Here is a 17,660-nt window from a genome sequence, read left to right as displayed (position 1 = left end):
TCCTGCTCAACCTTTGAATTGAGGGTGAACAAGATGGCAAAAGGTACTGGGAAAGTATTAGCACAAAACAAAAAAGCAGGGCATGACTACTTCATCGAAGAAACGATTGAAGCGGGCATGGTACTAACAGGCACAGAAATTAAAGCCATTCGTGCAGGTAAAGTCCAATTACGAGACTCTTACGTTCGAATCACAAGCGGCGAAGCATGGATTAGCAACATGCATGTCAGCCCATTCGACCAAGGTAACCGTTTCAACCACGACCCACTACGCGCCCGCAAATTGCTCCTACATAAAAAGCAAATCGGCGAACTAGTAGGTGCTGTCAAACGTGACGGCTACACAATCATCCCATTGAAAATGTACATTAAGGACGGCTATGCCAAACTCCTTATCGGCGTCGGCAAAGGGAAAAAAGACTACGACAAACGCGACGACATGCGCAAAAAAGAAGCAAAACGCGAAATGGAACGTACCTTCAAAGCAAAAAATCAATATTGATAGATTAAGAGAGGAGCTCACCACTTGTTGTGGTGAGTTTTTTTATATTCGGGAGCAAGGTGAAGTCTATGGGCACGGGCTTATCTGCGAAGCGGAGAGATTTCTGCTGCGGGTGGACGCTTTCCACGGGCACAAAGTAAGCCGCAACCGTCGCTGACGCGCCGCCTGTTGCGTCTTACTTTTGTGCTGTTCCCGCAGGAGTCGCCCGCCCTTCGCTACAACTAAAAAGTATCGATTACCACGCTGTAGGTAATTCCGCGGAGCAGGAGGGTAATTCCGCGAAACAAGGGTAGAATTCCGCGAAACGAGGAGATAATTCCGCGAAATATGGTGAGGATTCCGCGGAGCAGGAGGTTAATTCCGCGAAATGAGGTGGGGATTCCGCGAAGTGAGGGGTTAATTCCGCGGAACAATGAGATATTTCCGCGAAGCGGGGGAGAATCCACAAAATGTTGAGAGAATCCCGCGGAGCAAGGTGGGAATTCCGCGAAATGAGGAGAGAAACCCGCGGAGCAGAAGGTTAATTCCGCGAAATGAGGTGAGGATTCCGCGAAATGAGGAGAGAATCCCGCGGAGCAGGAGGTTAATTCCGGAGAATCCCGCGGAGCAAGAACAATTAAAACCCAATAAAAAGAATGTTTTGATTTAGGTGAGATTTTTTAAAAGATTTTACGTTTTTAATGTAAGGAGGTGTGGTCTCATGGAAATGCAGCTGATACAAAAAATCATTGCCGGGGATCAACAAGCATTTCGCATCATTGTTGATACATATAAGCAGCCACTTGTCAGCTATTTGACCTATCAAACGAATGACGAGGAATTGGCGAAAGATATTGCGCAAGAATCATTCATCAAATGCTATGAAAGCTTAGTTCATTTTAAAGGTGGATCTTTTAAGGCATGGCTTTTTCGTATCGCGCTTAATCAACTGATTGATTTTAAAAGAAAGCATAAAGAAGATCGGACACCACTAGAGGAAACGCCCTCATTAGAAACACCTGAATCGTTAATAATCGAAAAAGAACAGAACGAGTTGCTTCAACAATGGCTTAAAACATTGGAACACAAAACGTACCAAGTTTTCGTTCTGAAGTATGCTAGTAATTGCTCTTACGAAGAAATCGCTGAGACACTCAATATATCAATATCGGAAGTACGAAACCGACTGCATAGAACAAAGAAACGGCTAAGAAACGCTATTTTGAAGGGAGAGATTACTAATGAACTGCTTATCAACTGAAGAAATGCACGATTTTATCGACGGACAAATAGACGATAACAAAATGATGCAAATGGACAAGCATATCCAATCATGTGCAACCTGCTCTGCATTATTGGATGAACAACTTGAAACAGAACAGCTCATAAGCTCCCTGTTTCCTGCAGTGCATGTGGACGATTCATTTACAAATCAAGTGATGGGTCAACTACCAAAGAAAAAAACTTCTCTTACAAAAAAGCGCGGCTGGCGGGCAACTTTTGTAGCAGCCGCATTCGTCACAGCCGCATTATTATTTCTAGTAATTTCGACTGTAAAACAGGAGCCTGTAACTAGTTCTACGCCTATTACGATAAAAGGAAAAGACGTTAAGCTAACAGATGCTTTCATAACAGTAACGTTAGCTGCATCAGGCTATAATGGCAATGAATTGTTTTTCAGGGAATCAACCGAGGGTGATGTAGAACTCATACTACCAAACGGGAAAAGGGAAGAAGTCAGCTATTATGCAGAGCATTCAACAAATGAAATTACCTATGAGTTTGCATTATTTGATATGACACATGATGAATTTACCCTGCTTTTTAACTTTCAATATATCAATGATACGGATAGACAGGTGACGCTGGAAGTACCGATTAATCGTAAGGAATTGTTAGCCCAAACAGAGACTGTCACACTACGTTCTACGTTTGAGAAAGACGGCGTTGACGTAAACTTTATCCGTGCACAACATGGACCACAAAACTCTCTCTTCAAATTTGAAACAAAATTTACGGAGGAGATGGCAACATTTGTAGAGCAACAAGCAGAAAAGTATACAGCTGATTTACCGCTAAAGGAAAAGGAAGCTTATGCAGGTTATAATGCACAAATACTTTATGACGTTATTGACGCCGATGGTCGAAAATTAAAACGCTCGGTTCCTGAAGATAACGTCAATATTCAAAATGATCGCTACGCGCATACCGAAACAATTAGTGCCTATCCAAGTGTACAAGAAGGAGGCTATATAGCTGTTACTGGTGCCAAGTTTGAGTTGCCGACGGATGTCCGACACCCGCTAACAGTAGACCAATTACCTTACACATTTACTTATAAAGATACAGTATATGAAGTGAAGCTCTTACCCGACCAACGTCTTGAAATTTCATCAGACGCAAAGACAACGACAATAAGCGACTGGCATATTACAGTGAATAATAAAACAGCATGGGATACAGCCCGATTCCGAGAAGATAAAGAAAAAAAGTATACAACAATCACATTCGATGAGGGGATTAAATTAAATTCGTTTATCCTTTACGGTCAAACGGAATTAAAATATGTTTACTTTGATGAACCAATTCGTGTGGATATACGCTAACCTAAAAAACACCTTTTGATTAATGATTTTCAAAAGGTGTTTTTAGGAGTTGATATAGAACTATAAATCTGTAAATAAGGCACTATACTTGAAGTACAGCTGGGTTTGTTTTATAATATGAATTGTTAATGCCAGCATGTATTGAAGCGTAGTACTACTCTTCAACCGTACTAGAAGCAATTCTAGCTCTTTGTTTGATCGAGGCAACAAGCTTCGCATCATATTCAAGGGGACGTTACGGATTCGACAGGGATGGTTCAAGCTTTGGTCGCGCGTCGGAGGTCTCGGCTCCGTCATCAACGGAAGTTATATAATAACTGGCAAACAACAAAACTTAGCTTTCGCAGCGTAAGCTCGTAAGCGCTCTGCCTCTCTATCGCCCATGTAGAGAACGTGGGGCCCAATTTTAGTGGGATACGGTCGATGGTGCCACCTGAGTCACCGGCAAGAGATTTCCAGGTTAGCGTACAGGACGCCTGTTTGTCGGCATAATGCTACGCGAATTGCGAATGGACAAACTACACGCGTAGAAGCTGAAGTATTGGAGTCTTTGGACGCGGGTTCGACTCCCGCCGTCTCCATAAGTTACCAGCCTGTAAACGGCGGTATATCAACGATTTTCGAGGTTAGGGATATTGAACGGGAGTTGAACTCTTGGGCAATATCCCTATTTTCATCTCTGTGGAAAAATAACATATTTGAACGATTCTTAGACCTTCTAATTAAAAAATTGGGAGGTTTTTTGTATGTCCAGAAGTAGAAAACATGGCGTATTTGCAGTAAGTGGTGATGTAGTAGTTATATCGAACAAGCAAAAAGAGCTAAGAAAAGATGATAAAGAAATTCAAAAAGCACTTGAAACGATTTTTCATCAAATGCGTATTGCTGGCAATAGACAACGCACCATTGAAAGCTATGCGTACATTTTTCAGCAATTTGTAGGAATGTGCCATATCGAATATGTGGAGGATATTAATATTAATAAGCTGTATCACTATTTGGATGTTTTAGAGGTTACACCAGCTACTAAATTAATTCGATTAAAATCCATTAAAGCCGTACTAAGTAAGTTCTATAACAATGGTTGGATTAAAGACCGCTTCTGGAGCAATATTCAAATTAAAATTGATAAAGAAGTGAAAAAAGGAGCAAAGGAATTAGATATAGATAGGCTTCTTCTATTGATTGACCAAACAACATTCATTGGATTTAGAGATGCTTGTGCAATTAAGTTGATGTACAAATCAGGTATTCGGATTCGCACATTAGGAGAGCTTAGAGAACGCCATATTGACTTTGAAAATATGTGCTTAAATCTCGATGGCTCAATATTAAAAAATCACAAATTCTTAAAGTTACCTATTGATATGGAAGTAGTTGAAATGCTTAAAATGTTGATTGAACTTAATAAAGGCATTCGTACGCATTTCGGCACAGATAATCGCAATGTCTTTATTACACAAAATGGTACACCAATGAATACAAGTAAATCATCAAATTGTGCCATATCTAAGCAACTTAATAAATATGCGAAGCGATATAATTTAGAAAATATCAATGCTCACGCTATTAGAAGAGCGTATGCAAAGAATTTACATGATAAAGGTGCAAGTATAGCTTTAATCAGCAAGGCACTTGGACATAGTGATTTAGCCGTTACAACGCAATATTTAGACTTAGATGTTGAAGAAGTAGCAAAAGATTTAAGAGATTATTTATAGGAGCTACACATATGACAACCATCATTAGTACAGGGATAAGTGGATTTCATGAGATAAGAGCCACCTATAATGAAGAAGCTAAAACAGTCACATTTGAAACATTTATCAATTTATCCATTGGTAAGTCGATTAAGATAGGTGAGGTTACACTATCAAAGCAAGAGATATTCATGATGTTAAAGTATTTTTATGATGCGGAGGATAGATATACTTTATAGCATGATTGTATAGTTAGATTTTAAATATTTATAAATTAAATGAATGTTAAGGTGTTGGTTATAAAATCAACACCTTTTCGTTTTGTAGTTGGAATTGTTGATTGTTTAATTTATAATATAATTAAATAATGATATGTAATAAGGAGCTGGTTTTGTGAATTGGAAAGATAACAAAAATGATAAAAGTAGATATTATGGTGCTGGGAATAAATATATGTTCTTAAAAATTGGAAAACAAGTATATAACGATACAGGTAGAGAGTTTACAAAGCTAACTACATCCAAAATCCTAAAAGAATACTTAGATGAGCAACAATTAGGTTTCTTTAAATTTGGTGTTGATAAAAAAGGCAATAAAACAAAGTTATTTATTTTATTTAGCAATGAAGAAGATACTTTTTACGGTTTAAGAAATGCGGAAGGTGGTCATAAAACAACCGTTAGTATCAATCAAATTGTGGATGACTTAAAAGTGGATGGCATTGACTTACCACTTGAACGCTTGAAAATAGAGGCTGTTCCTGAAGCCGATAAAGAGAAATTAGGCGTAGATAAAGAAGCACATTTATTTGAGGTGATTCTTCCTGCAAAGGAAAAGGCATAATCTTCCCTATAGCAATAACTACACATAAGTAATAAGCCAAAATATCATAGGTCATAGATGTAGCCATGCGAGTATCAACGCATGGTTTTTTTGTGTTCATGGACTTCATTGAATACAACAATAATAGAACCTTATTATTTGTTGCGGTTACATCGGTTACACAAGTTACAGCTTATTTGACTAAAAGGTTTATGAGGATTTTTTCTTTACTACATAAAAAAATAAATCTATATCATAACTCTAAAAATAGTGTAACCAGTGTAACCGTAATAGATAAATTAATCATATTAAAAATAAAGTATAAGTTATAAACCTTGATATATCAACGTTTATGAAGGTTTTATGTGCTAATTTAAATGAAAAAATAGCGGTTTTTATGTGTAACCAGCATAGCTATTTTTGTAACCAAGAAGGGTAAAAATGTAACCCATGATAGTAAATTTGTAACCAATACATAATAAATAATTGAAACTGCGTAAAATTTGGTTGATGGAATTAATGGTTGTGTAATAATATATGTTTGTAAGATTGAAAGAAAGGGTGATGGTATGGTTAATTTAAATGATTTAATAAATATGAAAAATAAGAAAGGTGGTTTATTAAAAGATGATGTATATGATTTACTTATAGAAAATATTGAATGTGAATCAGATAAAGTAGATAAAAATCAAAATCGGTATGAAATGTGGAAATTCAAATTGCGTTTAGTAGATAGAGATTATAGATTAATAAAAAATGTATTAGTCTATGATGAGGCAAATGTGAATGACATAGGGAAAAATCAATTAATATATTTAATAGGATTTCTGGATATTGACTTTGATAATTTAGCAATAAAAGAGTCGGAATTAAAAGATTTTTTAGTGGGGAAGTTAAAGGAATTGAAAATCGTTAGCGTTGTCTACACAAAGAATGGGAGGAATGAGGTTGGTTGGCTGTATGGCATACAAGAGAAGGAAAAAGCGATAGAAAATTTTCATCGAAAAAAACAAGAATTTAAAAAACTTGATGAACCTATTGAAAAAATTGAGAAAATTGATGGGGTAGTAAGCGAAATTGAGAAACTTGATGAGGTTTCACCAGATGAAGCACATCAAGTTTTGGAAAATGAAGTAAAAGTAAATGAGGAGAAAAGCACACGAGCTAATGTAAATGGAACAGGTAATATTAATTATACTGATTTTATCAAGTTTGATTAAATATGTTCATGCGAGTGGGGTGTAAGTGCTTCACTCGCTTTATTTTTCTAAAAAATTGAGGGGGCAAATAATGGATAAATATAATAAAGAAAAAAGGATTAATGAAATAGTTGAAGAAAATGACCTTGTAAGAGTCAGTGGAAAAATGGTCAGTGATGTATTGGTTAAGGCATGGGGTAGTGGCAAGGGTGAGAATCTCATTTTTGTTTTGAATGATGGAGCAAGCAATCTAAAGTGTATTATTTTTGTGAAGTATGAAGAGCATGACAAAGATAGTATAGAAACAATTAAAAACTTCTTTGTTAAAGGGCATTTTTACGAATTAAAAGGCAAAACAAGTTTAGACGAAACGTACACAAATTTTAGTGTAACATCTGCTCATATAGGTAATATCAATGCGCCTACTATGCAATTGCAAGTAGATATAGAGGACTGTAAAGATATTACGAATGATATTGGGCATAGAGTAGACACAGATAAAATAGGTAGAGTTGAATTTAGAGCGATTAGTCAATATTCCACCATGCAAAGCATTGTAAAAGAAGCAGCCGCTATAGAGCTAACCAATAGATTTAATTATCAAGGATTGGGCTTTGTAGAAAAAGGAACGGTAAGAGGCTTTCCTTTGATTGAGCAACAATTGAAGCAATACAAAAAGGTGATGGCGGAGGAATATAAGAACAATCCAAGTGAGGTAAATAGAAAACGCTTAGAGAATATCAAAAAAATGAAGATGTTTTATGGTGTTGATTTTATAGTTAATCAAAATCGGCATCTGCATTACTTAGTAAATAGTGAGAAATTGTATGAGAAAAACAGTGAGATAACAGATGAGAAATTTTTGAGAAATGTAAAATACCTCGTATTTGATATAAAAACGACAGGTATTTACCCGCTTTTTAATGAAATTATTGAAATAGGAGCAGTAATTATAGAAAACGATGAGGTTGTTAAAGAGTTTAATGAATTGATTAAGCCTAAAAATAAAATCAATCAAAAAATTAGTAACCTTACAAATATCACAAATAAAATGGTAGAGCATTGTGTGGATGAAGAAACAGCATTAAGGCGTTTTTATGATTTTATTGGTGATGAAAAGTATGTATTAGTTGGGCATAATGCTAGAGATTTTGATTTAAATTTTATCAATGTAAGAAGCAGAATGTATAGGCTCGATGAGAAATTAAATGATTTTGCCTTAATTGATACCCTATATTTAAGTAAATTTGTAGAGGAAGAAGTATTAGCGAAGCAAAGAAAACGCAAGAATTATAGCTTAAAAAGCATGTTAGAAAAGTACGGAATCAAGATTGAAAATCATCATAGAGCGGTTTCTGATAGCTTGTCTACCTTCAAATTGTTTAATAAATTGCTAGAGGATATGACAGCTCACAATAAAGATTTAGTAGCGTGTAACGAGCCTTTAAAAGGTCAGCTAGATATACGTTTTCCACAAATGGTCACACTCTACGCCTTAAATCGAGAGGGTTTACTATTTATTAATCAATTAAGTAGCAAGGTTAATACTGATACAACAAACAGGGTTTTAAGCTGGGATGATATTAATGTTAAAGGTAATAGAGAAAATATTTTAGTCGTAAGCAATGGCTTTTATTGCAAAGACATTTTCGAAAACCTACTAAACGGCAAATTTGATGAGCGTGCTTTAGATAATTATGATGTGATTGGTTTCAATGGCCCATATAGTAATCATCATTTTGAGGGTGTGCCAGTAGAAACCTTGAAGCAATTAATCAAAATTGTTGATGGTATCTGTCAAAAGCAAAATAAAATGGTTATCAGTTTGTGTGAGGTGTTGTGCCTTCATAAGTACGAGGAAAAATATTTAGACATGCTGTGGTTCGATAATCGTAGCAAGGTATTTTTAGATAAAAATGTCACCACCATTCAGCAATATTTTGATAATAAAATTTGTAAAGATGAGGAATTTAGTGACATTGAGCAAGAGCTATATAACAAATTTATAATGGGTAAATTAACTGGTGATGATTTATTAAATGTTAATATTGAGGGCTTAAAACTTGAGAAACATGGTGGAAGATTCCATTCATATATTCAAAATAAGGAATTAGCGAGAACAAACGTTTATTATAAATCAACAGAGGAATTATTAAACGAATTTGATTTTCTTGGAACAGAAAGAGCAAGAGAAATTGTTTCTATCAATACCATCAAATTATTGGATAGATTTTCTCCTTATGAGGTAGTACCAACGCATCCGTTAGTAAAGCCATCTATGTTAGAAGGCAATGAGAAGGAGAAAATGCTTGGGGTCGTAGAAAGAAGGCTTAAAGAGCTATATGGTGAGCATGTTGATAAAACAGTCCAAGATAGATTAGAACTTGAACTGGAAATGGTATACAAAGGCGGCTATGAGGTTGTTTTTTATGGCAGCTATTTATTAGGGGAGGAAAGCAAGCGCAAAGGTTACTTAGTAGGCAGTCGAGGAAGTGTTGGAAGCATGTTACTCGCTTATGTGATGGGCATAAGTGAAGTTAATCCATTACCACCACATTATCAATGTGATACATGCAAAAAAGTAGAGTTTAGTGGAGATGAAAACGTAGTGTGCGGCTTTGATTTGCCTGTTAAGCAATGTACTTGTGGTGGTTCTTTAAAGGGAAATGGTTTTGGTATACATTGGAGTAGTTTTATGGGCTATGGCGGTGAAAAAACGCCTGACGTAGATTTGAATTTTAGTAGTGAGATTCAAAAGCATATGATTGATTTTATCACCAGCTTATTCGGTGAGCACAATATAGTACGAGCTGGCACAACTAGCACACTTGCCGAGGGGAAAAGTAAAAAAATCATTTGGGAGTATCATAAAGCGAAGGGAAATATAAAAGTAGAAACGCTAGAAGAACGATACGATAATGATGTTAGTGATTTTTATGAATTAGATGAAGAAGGTGATTTACATCCAATTGATTATATTCATTTTGATAAAAATAATCTTAACGTTCTATATATAGAAAAATTAAAACAAGAGGATAATGGCGAGCAATTAGTAGAGATATTGACATTTGATTTTGACAGCTTGGTTTTTCAAGAAACGTTAGATTTTTTAAACGGAGTAGCATTTAGCAGCGGTCAACATGCTGGAGGGATGTTAGTGATTCCAGAAGAGTTAGATGTGCATTATTACAGTGGTATTACCTATAGTAAAGATGGCTATGATGCTAGTCATGTCACATTACAATCAGAATATAAGCCAGGATGCAATTTTAAAGTTTGATATTTTGAGCCAAGATGATAATACAAGGTTGTATTATTTAGAAAAAGAAACAGACGTTAGTATTACTGATATTGATATGTATGATAGTGATGTTATGAAGGAATTTGCATTAGGACGTACTGAAATGATAAGTGAATTTAACACAAACTATTCTACCAATGTCACTAAGCAAGTAAGCCCTCAAAAATTTAGCGATTTAGTAGCGATTAGCGGTTTAACACACGGTAAGGGCTTATGGGATGATAATGCGGACGTATTGCTAAAGAACGGCAAAGAAATTAGTGAACTCATTACAAGTAGAGAGAACTTTAAAAGATTGTTAATGCAATATGGAGTAGAAGAAGTTTTAAGTAATAAAATCGTTGAATTCATTCGCAAAGGTAAATTGCATAGCAGTAAAAATAAAGCCGCTAATCAAATTGAGTGGAAAAAATATGAGGAAGTTTTAAGACAGCATCATGTAGAGGAATGGTTCATTGAAAGCATCAAAAAGGTTAGATATTTATTTCCATTAGCTCACGCTGCTGCTTATGTCATTAATGCTTATAGATTGGCTTGGTACAAAATATATTATCCACTTGCCTTTGCAAAGGTCATGATAAATCAGTCTTTATCAGATAAAGATGTGGATAAAAGTATCTTTTTAAAGGATAGGGAGCAAATTGATGGGTTGATTAAAAAATATGAAAATCCGAAAACGTATTACACACTTCCTAATAAGACGAGAAAAAGTTCGGCTCAAATTTATTTTATGCGTTGGTTGTTTACTAGTCATATTGAGCTGTTAAAGGCTGATGTAGATAAATCAGAGGATAAGATAGCGTTGATTGAAGGGAAGAATATACGCTTACCATTAATGATTAAAAGGTTTGTTGATAAATAATTGTTTTGTATATTATTGATTGTTAGTTTGATAATTAATAAATTTGGTTTAAACCACTATTTTTATAGTGGTTTTTTAGTTTTTTAAAAAATATCTTGTTTTTGCGTAAAATTCGATAGACGGTTTAAATTTAGTTTTTATATAATATTATTAATATTTATTTTTTGTTATATGTATTAAAAAAGGAGAGATTTTATGATTGAAAAATATTTTAATGATTTAGTGATGTATAGTTTGATAGAAAATGAAGTTGTTTTAGGTCGTATATACAAAATAGGTTCGAGAGGAGAGTATGTTTATTTTTTAAAAATAGATAATTATATGAGCATTGATAAAGTTAAAATCGATGATTACGTATATGAGATTTTTGAAAATGAAACTTGTGGAGAAATCGAATTAGAAGAATTAATAGATTTGTTTGAATATAATGTAGCTATTTGTATCAAAGAAAATAGATATTTTGACGCACAATTTTATGATTATGAGCGATTGATTTTAGATGAATATGATGTAATTGTCGGCTTTAAAGCAGAAGAGGGAGAAGATTAGAGAGAAATATTTTGTAATATGAAACATTAGTCTAGTAATCGAGATAAGTAATGTGAGGCTCATTTGAGTGCCTCTTGAATAAAAATAGCATTATTATATAGAACAGGAGAATGTATATGTATTTTAGTTTTGTAGAAAATAGAGTTGAAATAAAAGGAATATTAAGAAAAATAGAAGAAAATGTGAAAATTATTTCTTTAAACAATAATGATAAATTTTTCAAAGAAATAAAAGATTATTTTTACAGTAATGATTATGAGATAGGTTTTGAAGATGGATATGTTTCATTTACATTCATAAATAATACTTATGATTATTTTACTTTAAACGATGGGGATTTTTTGTATTTTGAAGATGGTGGTAAAAAATATGTTATGGATTGTTTAGGGCGAAAAGAGGAATGTAATAATATCAATCATGGATTTGATATAGTAAAGTGCTTTTTTGAAGAGATTAGGGAGGATATTTTGAGAGATAGCAAATAACCTTGATGATTATGAGGGTTATATTGAGATTTGAAAGTGATTTCGATTATATAATCTAAAGTTAAGAAGTACTCTTTGAGTGCTTCTTATTTTTATATTTTTTTAGATTTTATGTTGTTTCCTGTCACAATTAAGGTAAAATATTAATATAAATATACCAGCATTTGTTAAAAAACTATAAATTTTTAGGAGGAAATAAAAATGAAAAATAAAATGAAATTAGGCGTATATGGTGCATTATTAGTAAGTAGTTTAGTAGTTGGAGCTCTAGGAACTGAAGGTCTTGTTGCTGAAGCTTCAAGTGGAAATATAAATACAAAAGTAGCTCAACAGGTAGTAGGTCAATTTAAAGACGTAACAAAATCGCATTATGCTTATGATGCAATCAATTGGGCTAAGGGAGAAGGTATTATTACGGGATATCCTGATGGAACATTTAAGCCAAATGAACCAATTACAGAATCACAATTTGCTAAGATGTTAGCTGAGTTTTTAGGTTTAAAAGATGACAAAGGAGATTTAGTTAAAGCTACTCCTGCTAGTCATTGGGCGGATGGTTATTATGATTCACTTGCAAGTTACAATACTCCATTAAATGCCTATTTTGATAATGGTTTAAGAAATAAAACTGTTAAACGTGGTGTAGTTGCTCAAGCAATAAGTCATCTAACAGGTAATGCTAATAGCCTTACTGATTCTATTAATTTCATGATTGGTGAAGGGATTACTACCGGACAAAATTTACAATTTGAAGGTAAAGATTTATTTAAATACTTCGGAAGTAATAACAACTTAACACGTGCTCAAGTAGCGGCATTTTTATACCGTATGCATAATGTTAATATTGAACAAGCTACGGGAATTGCAATAGTAGCTAATAAAAATGAAGAAGGTTTAACTTTAGTAGGTCAAGCTAACAAGGGGATGTCAAAACTTGATAGTAGTTTAAGACTTGGTAAATTAGGTTCTGAAAAACCGTCTACTGGTGGGGGAAATAACAACGGTGGTAATACAAAACCACCTGTAGATAATGGTTCTGATTTTAGTGATGCTAAATTACCTGTGAGTAGTGGTGCTTCATCTAAAGATGTTAATGTAACAGAGTTAAATAAGAGTGTTTCTAAATTATCAGATAAAACTATGAACAGTATTAAAAATAATGGTTATGAGGTTTCTATGGCTGAATCAGGACGTATAGTATTTTCTGAAGATAATTTAATTATTTCTTTTGTAAATGCTAATGGTAGAGCAAATATCTCATATTCTAAAAATGTTGATTCTGACTTAGTTGTTAGTATAATTAAAGATGTAACTGGTTATACAGTTGATAAGTCAAAAATACACCCACCTTATGAGAATGTAATAAACTCAAAATTGATAATAGAGGGCAGTTCAAGTGGTAATTATACAGTTTACTACACTAAATAAAATTTATTATAATTGATATTTAAAAAAATATAACAACAATTAATAACTATAGGTGGTTTTATTTATCAGCTATAGTTTTAATTTCAAAAATTTGGTAATGTGATTAAATGAAAGGAGGACTTTTTCGTATGGATAAAAAGAAATTAATAATTTTAATATCTTCAATTGTATTAATTTTATTATTATTATTAGTTGGTTTATTTTTAGTATTTAGTAAAGACAAAGAAAAACCAGCTGAAAAGCCGACAGAAGAAGTTGTAAAAGAAGAAGACTTAGATAAATTTAAATTTGAAGAAAATATGAAGCAAAATCAATCAAATGTAACGGATAAAGAAATTTTAGAAATTGAAAAGCAAGTAGAAGAGTTAGAAGAAGATGATGCTGTAGAGAAGGAAGTTTTAGATACTCAGAGTAATAATGGAAGTAAAGTGACTTCTTATGGTGATGTTAAAATTAGCTTTACGCCTGGTGGTCAAAGTGCTGATGTAGATAAAATTAAAGAAGAAAGAAAAAAACGCCAAGATATTATTGGTTTAGAAGATACTGAAGGTGAGTTTAAGACCGAAGAATTTAAAAAGGAAGTAACGACTGCAAATAAGTCACTTGTTGAAAAACTTCCTGCTAATTTAGATTATAAGACTTTTGAAAATACTACTTACATATTTGATAAAAATAATAAAGAAAAAATGGTATTTTCATATCTTAATGATGGTTCTATGATGGCTAAAAAAGGTGAGTGGGGATTCTATTTAAGTAAAATATATATTGATAGAAGTTATTTAGATAAATCTCAAGATAATGTATTAAATACATATGAAATGGTAAGAAATTCAGGTAATAAATTAACTGATGAGCAATTAAAAGAAGGTATAGCTATTGGCAATTACAATTACTCATTTTCTGCTGGTTATGTTAATTTACTATATTTGTATTTTTAATTATCACATGAATGGTGTAGTAGTAATAATTAAAACGATTTAGGGGTGTTATTAGTGTCTTTTTTAGAACTAGAGGTATCGGTACAAATAGCAATTATTACTTTAACGATAGGAGCTTTAACGTTACTTTTGAACACTGTTCTTGGAAAACTAAATTTTACTAGCTTAAAACAAAGGCGATACATTGATACTATTAGTGAAGAAAGAATTAAATGGTTGAATAAAATAAGAGATAGTTTTGTTGAATATACAATGCTTATGTCAGAGTTAACATTGCTAGTGACTTTATATAATTTGGATGAGGTAACGATTGAAGATGAAAAAGGGAAAGCGCATTTTGATAAATTACTTCAATTAGAGAGCGTAAAACAAAAAATTTATTTGTTGCTAAACCCAAAAGAAGATTATTCTAAAAAACTTAGTGTACTTTTCAATCAAGTATCAAACTTACTAACAGAATACATTAGCCAGTCAGTAGATGATGATTATAAAGAATTAAATAACCTAAGTGCTAATATACATTTTATCCAACAGGTAATTTTAAAAGCTGAATGGAAAAGGATAATTATAGAAATAGAAAAAGGTAAAAAACTAAAGCCAGAAAAAGTTGACAGAATTTTTATAGAAGTTGCTGAACATATTGATAAAGAACGAAATGAAAAACTCTTTCCTAAAAATTCGTAAAAGTTATATTGTGTGTTATTTGTTAAAAACAATGGAATTTTATCGAAGGAAAATATCTCCTTTTGTCGAATTTAGTAGATGGAAGGATGGGGATGTATTATGACTGATAAGCAAAAAGCAATTGAAGCTATAACAAACTTTTTAAATGATACAGATAAAAGAACAATGCTAGTAAGAGGTTATGATAACGAAGCTAAGTTAAGAGTAACACTTTCTTGTTTAAATCAAGTATTTAATAAAGGGATTATAAGAACGGGTTCTATGTCTGATATGTCATACCATATTAATGGTGCGTTTAAAAAAGATTTGCTACCTAATTCAATTAAATCAACCGCTATTTATAAATTGGGGAAAATGAGTGTGAATTTTAGTAGTTATGCAACTCATACACAAAATAACCCAAAAGGCAATGAAGATACTTTTACATTGTTTTATCCGGTCGAATCGGTACTTAAAAATTCAAAAAGATACAATAAGTTTTTGGATGAAATAAAACGCACACAATCTAAAAAAATTATACTAGTTACTACCAATGAATGGGGTATAGAAGAATGGGATATTGAAAATCATGTAGACGAAAACTTCTTCTATAGTGTTGAGAATGATAATCCTCAAATTATGAAAAACTTAAGAAGTAATGGGGCGATATAAATCTTATTTTTTAGCACTCTCATAAAGAGATGTTTTATGGACTGGATTACAGATTAAAAATCTCATATAAATGTTCAATAAACGTTACTCATATCGGGTAGCGTATTTTTATTGCAAAATTTTATATGTAATTGTATGGAACGCTATGAATTAAAGGCACATATAGACATACCGAGTTACATTTTTGAGGGTGTTGGTTACATATTTACCTATGTCGGTTACATTCATTTTTACACGAAATATTAATTATGAAATACATACTTAATTTAAGAAAGGGCTTGTAAACGTTGGTATATCAAGGTTTATAGCACTATTAACCTTATAAAATACTACATAATATTACTGACAATAGATAATAAATAGATATGGGTTACACCAGTTACACTATTTTGATAGTTATGATATACATATATTTTTTTCTTTTAAAAATAAATATTTTTATAAACCTTTTATGTAAAAAAGGTGTAACCAGTGTAACTGATATAACCGATTTTTTAGGAAGTGCGTAAAACTTTATAGACGATACTTAAATGTTTGTTTTATGATTTGATTGTAAAAATAAATGTTTAGGAGGATTGATTGGATGATAGATAGTATGAATGATTTTTTGGAATATTTATATCCTAGTGATATTGAATATAAAGGTAGGTTTCTATTATTTAATATAGATACAAAGATAACTGAGTTTATTGATGTGCATGATAAAGATAGTGTGGTTGATTACATTCAAGCAGAAGCAGCTAAAGGGTATACTGTTCAAATCAATTTAGCCTTGCAATTAGAAAAGGAAGCAAAATTAAAAAAGGTAGGAGAGGAGAACACTAAGCATGAAATAGTAGCAGCACTTTATAAAAAGTACATCCATCAAGGGTATGGCTATCAAGCCACAAAAGCGGAACGAGCGTTGCGTCATATTGAGCAAAAAGAAAGAGAGTTAGGTATCAATTTAAATAAGAAGAAAGCTGAATTACAAAATGGTTTAGTTAGCTACGATACCATGTGGCAAAAGTTAAATGAGTACAGTAAGCACGATTTTCATGGCTATTTTAAGCTGATATTGAGGCACTTACTCAAAATATATTAAAGCGTGTGAAAGGTACTGTGGAAACCATTAGCGAGGTATTTGGGTTATGGCTAGATGTTGATGTCAATATAGAGGGGCATCATAACGAACAGCATCATCAATATTTTGATAGCTTCCCGCAAGCAATTGACTTTATGATGTCTTTACCTATTAAGCCAACGATAATCGTAAATAGTGGAGGCGGTCTACATGTGTACTACAAATTTGATGAGGTACTACGCCTTGAAACGATTGAGGAACGTAAGGAAATCAATTTGATTTATAGGCTATTTAGCGAGTATGTCAATCAAGAAGCTAACAAGCTGGGGAAGAAAATTGATAAGTCCAATGTGTTAAAAATGATGCGTGTGCCATTTACTTATAACCTTAAAAATAAAGATAAACCGAAGCTGGTTACGATTGAGTATTTTGAGGATGCCAACCAATTAAAATATGAGGATGTAAAAAGGTTTTTAAAGGAAACGATTGAACGGGAGCAGCGCAAGATAGCTCATGGCAAGCAACAAAGCAGCTATCCATCTGATAAAAAGGCTGATGGTGATTTAATTTATGAGCGCTGTAATTGGGTACGCCACAAGGTGGATAAACAGCACGAATGTAGTTATGAGGAGTGGAATCTATTGCTGATGCTGTGCGCCAATCTAAAGGATGGCTTTAATAAGGCGCATGAGTGGAGTAGGGATGATGCTAGGTATAATGCAACTGAAGTTACAAGAAAATATCAAACACTCGTTGAACAAAAAATGAAGCCATTCCTTTGTAATAAAGTAAATGGAAGTAGTTTATGTAAAAGTTGTAGTTTATTTAATCAAGGCAAATCGCCTGTTCGGTTAGGTTATGGTGATAAGCATAAAAGATGATATGTTTGTAT

17 protein-coding genes and 1 other RNA gene are annotated in these 17,660 nt (G+C 33.0%); all 18 read left to right on the top strand.

Features of this window, described 5'->3' with window-relative positions:
• Positions 1–33: 33 nt before the first annotated feature.
• Positions 34–501, top strand: coding sequence for an SsrA-binding protein SmpB (gene smpB, locus ACQKNX_RS20255; RefSeq protein WP_340822545.1), 468 nt, complete (start codon positions 34–36; stop codon positions 499–501).
• A 700-nt stretch (positions 502–1,201) separates the two neighbouring features.
• On the top strand, positions 1,202–1,741 hold the full coding sequence (locus ACQKNX_RS20250; protein WP_427430420.1) for an RNA polymerase sigma factor: 540 nt from the start codon (positions 1,202–1,204) through the stop codon (positions 1,739–1,741).
• Positions 1,722–3,086: an anti-sigma factor family protein gene (locus ACQKNX_RS20245; protein ID WP_427430419.1), complete on the top strand. Its 1,365-nt coding sequence runs from the start codon at positions 1,722–1,724 to the stop codon at positions 3,084–3,086. The genes ACQKNX_RS20250 and ACQKNX_RS20245 overlap by 20 nt, the downstream gene beginning before the upstream one ends.
• Positions 3,087–3,314: 228 nt before the next feature.
• Positions 3,315–3,670: a transfer-messenger RNA gene (gene ssrA / locus ACQKNX_RS20240) on the top strand.
• A 162-nt stretch (positions 3,671–3,832) separates the two neighbouring features.
• The gene (locus ACQKNX_RS20235) at positions 3,833–4,807 is read left to right on the top strand and encodes a tyrosine-type recombinase/integrase (RefSeq protein ID WP_427430418.1); all 975 of its coding nucleotides are present in this window, start codon (positions 3,833–3,835) and stop codon (positions 4,805–4,807) included.
• 11 nt (positions 4,808–4,818) lie between these two features.
• Entirely contained in the window at positions 4,819–5,025 is a 207-nt protein-coding gene (locus ACQKNX_RS20230; RefSeq protein WP_427430417.1) for a hypothetical protein, read from the top strand.
• Positions 5,026–5,179: 154 nt separating this feature from the next.
• Positions 5,180–5,629: a hypothetical protein gene (locus ACQKNX_RS20225; RefSeq protein WP_427430416.1), complete on the top strand. Its 450-nt coding sequence runs from the start codon at positions 5,180–5,182 to the stop codon at positions 5,627–5,629.
• A gap of 548 nt (positions 5,630–6,177) precedes the next feature.
• The gene (locus ACQKNX_RS20220; protein WP_427430415.1) at positions 6,178–6,828 is read left to right on the top strand and encodes a hypothetical protein; all 651 of its coding nucleotides are present in this window, start codon (positions 6,178–6,180) and stop codon (positions 6,826–6,828) included.
• A gap of 70 nt (positions 6,829–6,898) precedes the next feature.
• Positions 6,899–10,087 carry an exonuclease domain-containing protein gene (locus tag ACQKNX_RS20215; protein WP_427430414.1) on the top strand — a complete coding sequence of 1,063 codons (3,189 nt, stop codon included), beginning with the start codon at positions 6,899–6,901 and terminating at the stop codon, positions 10,085–10,087.
• Complete coding sequence (locus ACQKNX_RS20210; RefSeq protein ID WP_427430413.1) at positions 10,038–10,970, top strand: hypothetical protein; 933 nt, start codon at positions 10,038–10,040, stop codon at positions 10,968–10,970. Before ACQKNX_RS20215 ends, ACQKNX_RS20210 begins: the two co-directional genes overlap by 50 nt.
• 195 nt (positions 10,971–11,165) lie before the next feature.
• Positions 11,166–11,519 (top strand): hypothetical protein, encoded by a 354-nt coding sequence (locus tag ACQKNX_RS20205; RefSeq protein WP_427430412.1) that lies wholly within the window; start codon positions 11,166–11,168, stop codon positions 11,517–11,519.
• 116 nt (positions 11,520–11,635) lie between these two features.
• The gene (locus ACQKNX_RS20200; RefSeq protein ID WP_427430411.1) at positions 11,636–12,004 is read left to right on the top strand and encodes a hypothetical protein; all 369 of its coding nucleotides are present in this window, start codon (positions 11,636–11,638) and stop codon (positions 12,002–12,004) included.
• Between the two features lie 201 nt (positions 12,005–12,205).
• Complete coding sequence (locus tag ACQKNX_RS20195) at positions 12,206–13,432, top strand: S-layer homology domain-containing protein (RefSeq protein ID WP_427430410.1); 1,227 nt, start codon at positions 12,206–12,208, stop codon at positions 13,430–13,432.
• A 128-nt stretch (positions 13,433–13,560) separates the two neighbouring features.
• Positions 13,561–14,370 (top strand): hypothetical protein, encoded by an 810-nt coding sequence (locus tag ACQKNX_RS20190; protein WP_427430409.1) that lies wholly within the window; start codon positions 13,561–13,563, stop codon positions 14,368–14,370.
• 54 nt (positions 14,371–14,424) lie between these two features.
• Positions 14,425–15,054: a hypothetical protein gene (locus tag ACQKNX_RS20185; RefSeq protein WP_427430408.1), complete on the top strand. Its 630-nt coding sequence runs from the start codon at positions 14,425–14,427 to the stop codon at positions 15,052–15,054.
• Between the two features lie 99 nt (positions 15,055–15,153).
• A complete protein-coding gene (locus ACQKNX_RS20180; protein ID WP_427430407.1) occupies positions 15,154–15,705 on the top strand; it encodes a hypothetical protein in 552 nt (183 codons plus the stop codon).
• A 583-nt stretch (positions 15,706–16,288) separates the two neighbouring features.
• Positions 16,289–16,789 carry a hypothetical protein gene (locus ACQKNX_RS20175; protein ID WP_427430406.1) on the top strand — a complete coding sequence of 167 codons (501 nt, stop codon included), beginning with the start codon at positions 16,289–16,291 and terminating at the stop codon, positions 16,787–16,789.
• A 17-nt stretch (positions 16,790–16,806) separates the two neighbouring features.
• Positions 16,807–17,649, top strand: coding sequence for a PriCT-2 domain-containing protein (locus tag ACQKNX_RS20170; RefSeq protein WP_427430405.1), 843 nt, complete (start codon positions 16,807–16,809; stop codon positions 17,647–17,649).
• Positions 17,650–17,660 lie beyond the last annotated feature (11 nt).

Source organism: Lysinibacillus sp. NPDC093712 (assembly GCF_050280025.1).
Lineage (GTDB): Bacteria > Bacillota > Bacilli > Bacillales_A > Planococcaceae > Lysinibacillus.
The sequence above is the reverse complement of the archived record's forward strand: the minus strand, read 5'-3'. Positions and strand labels throughout refer to the sequence as shown.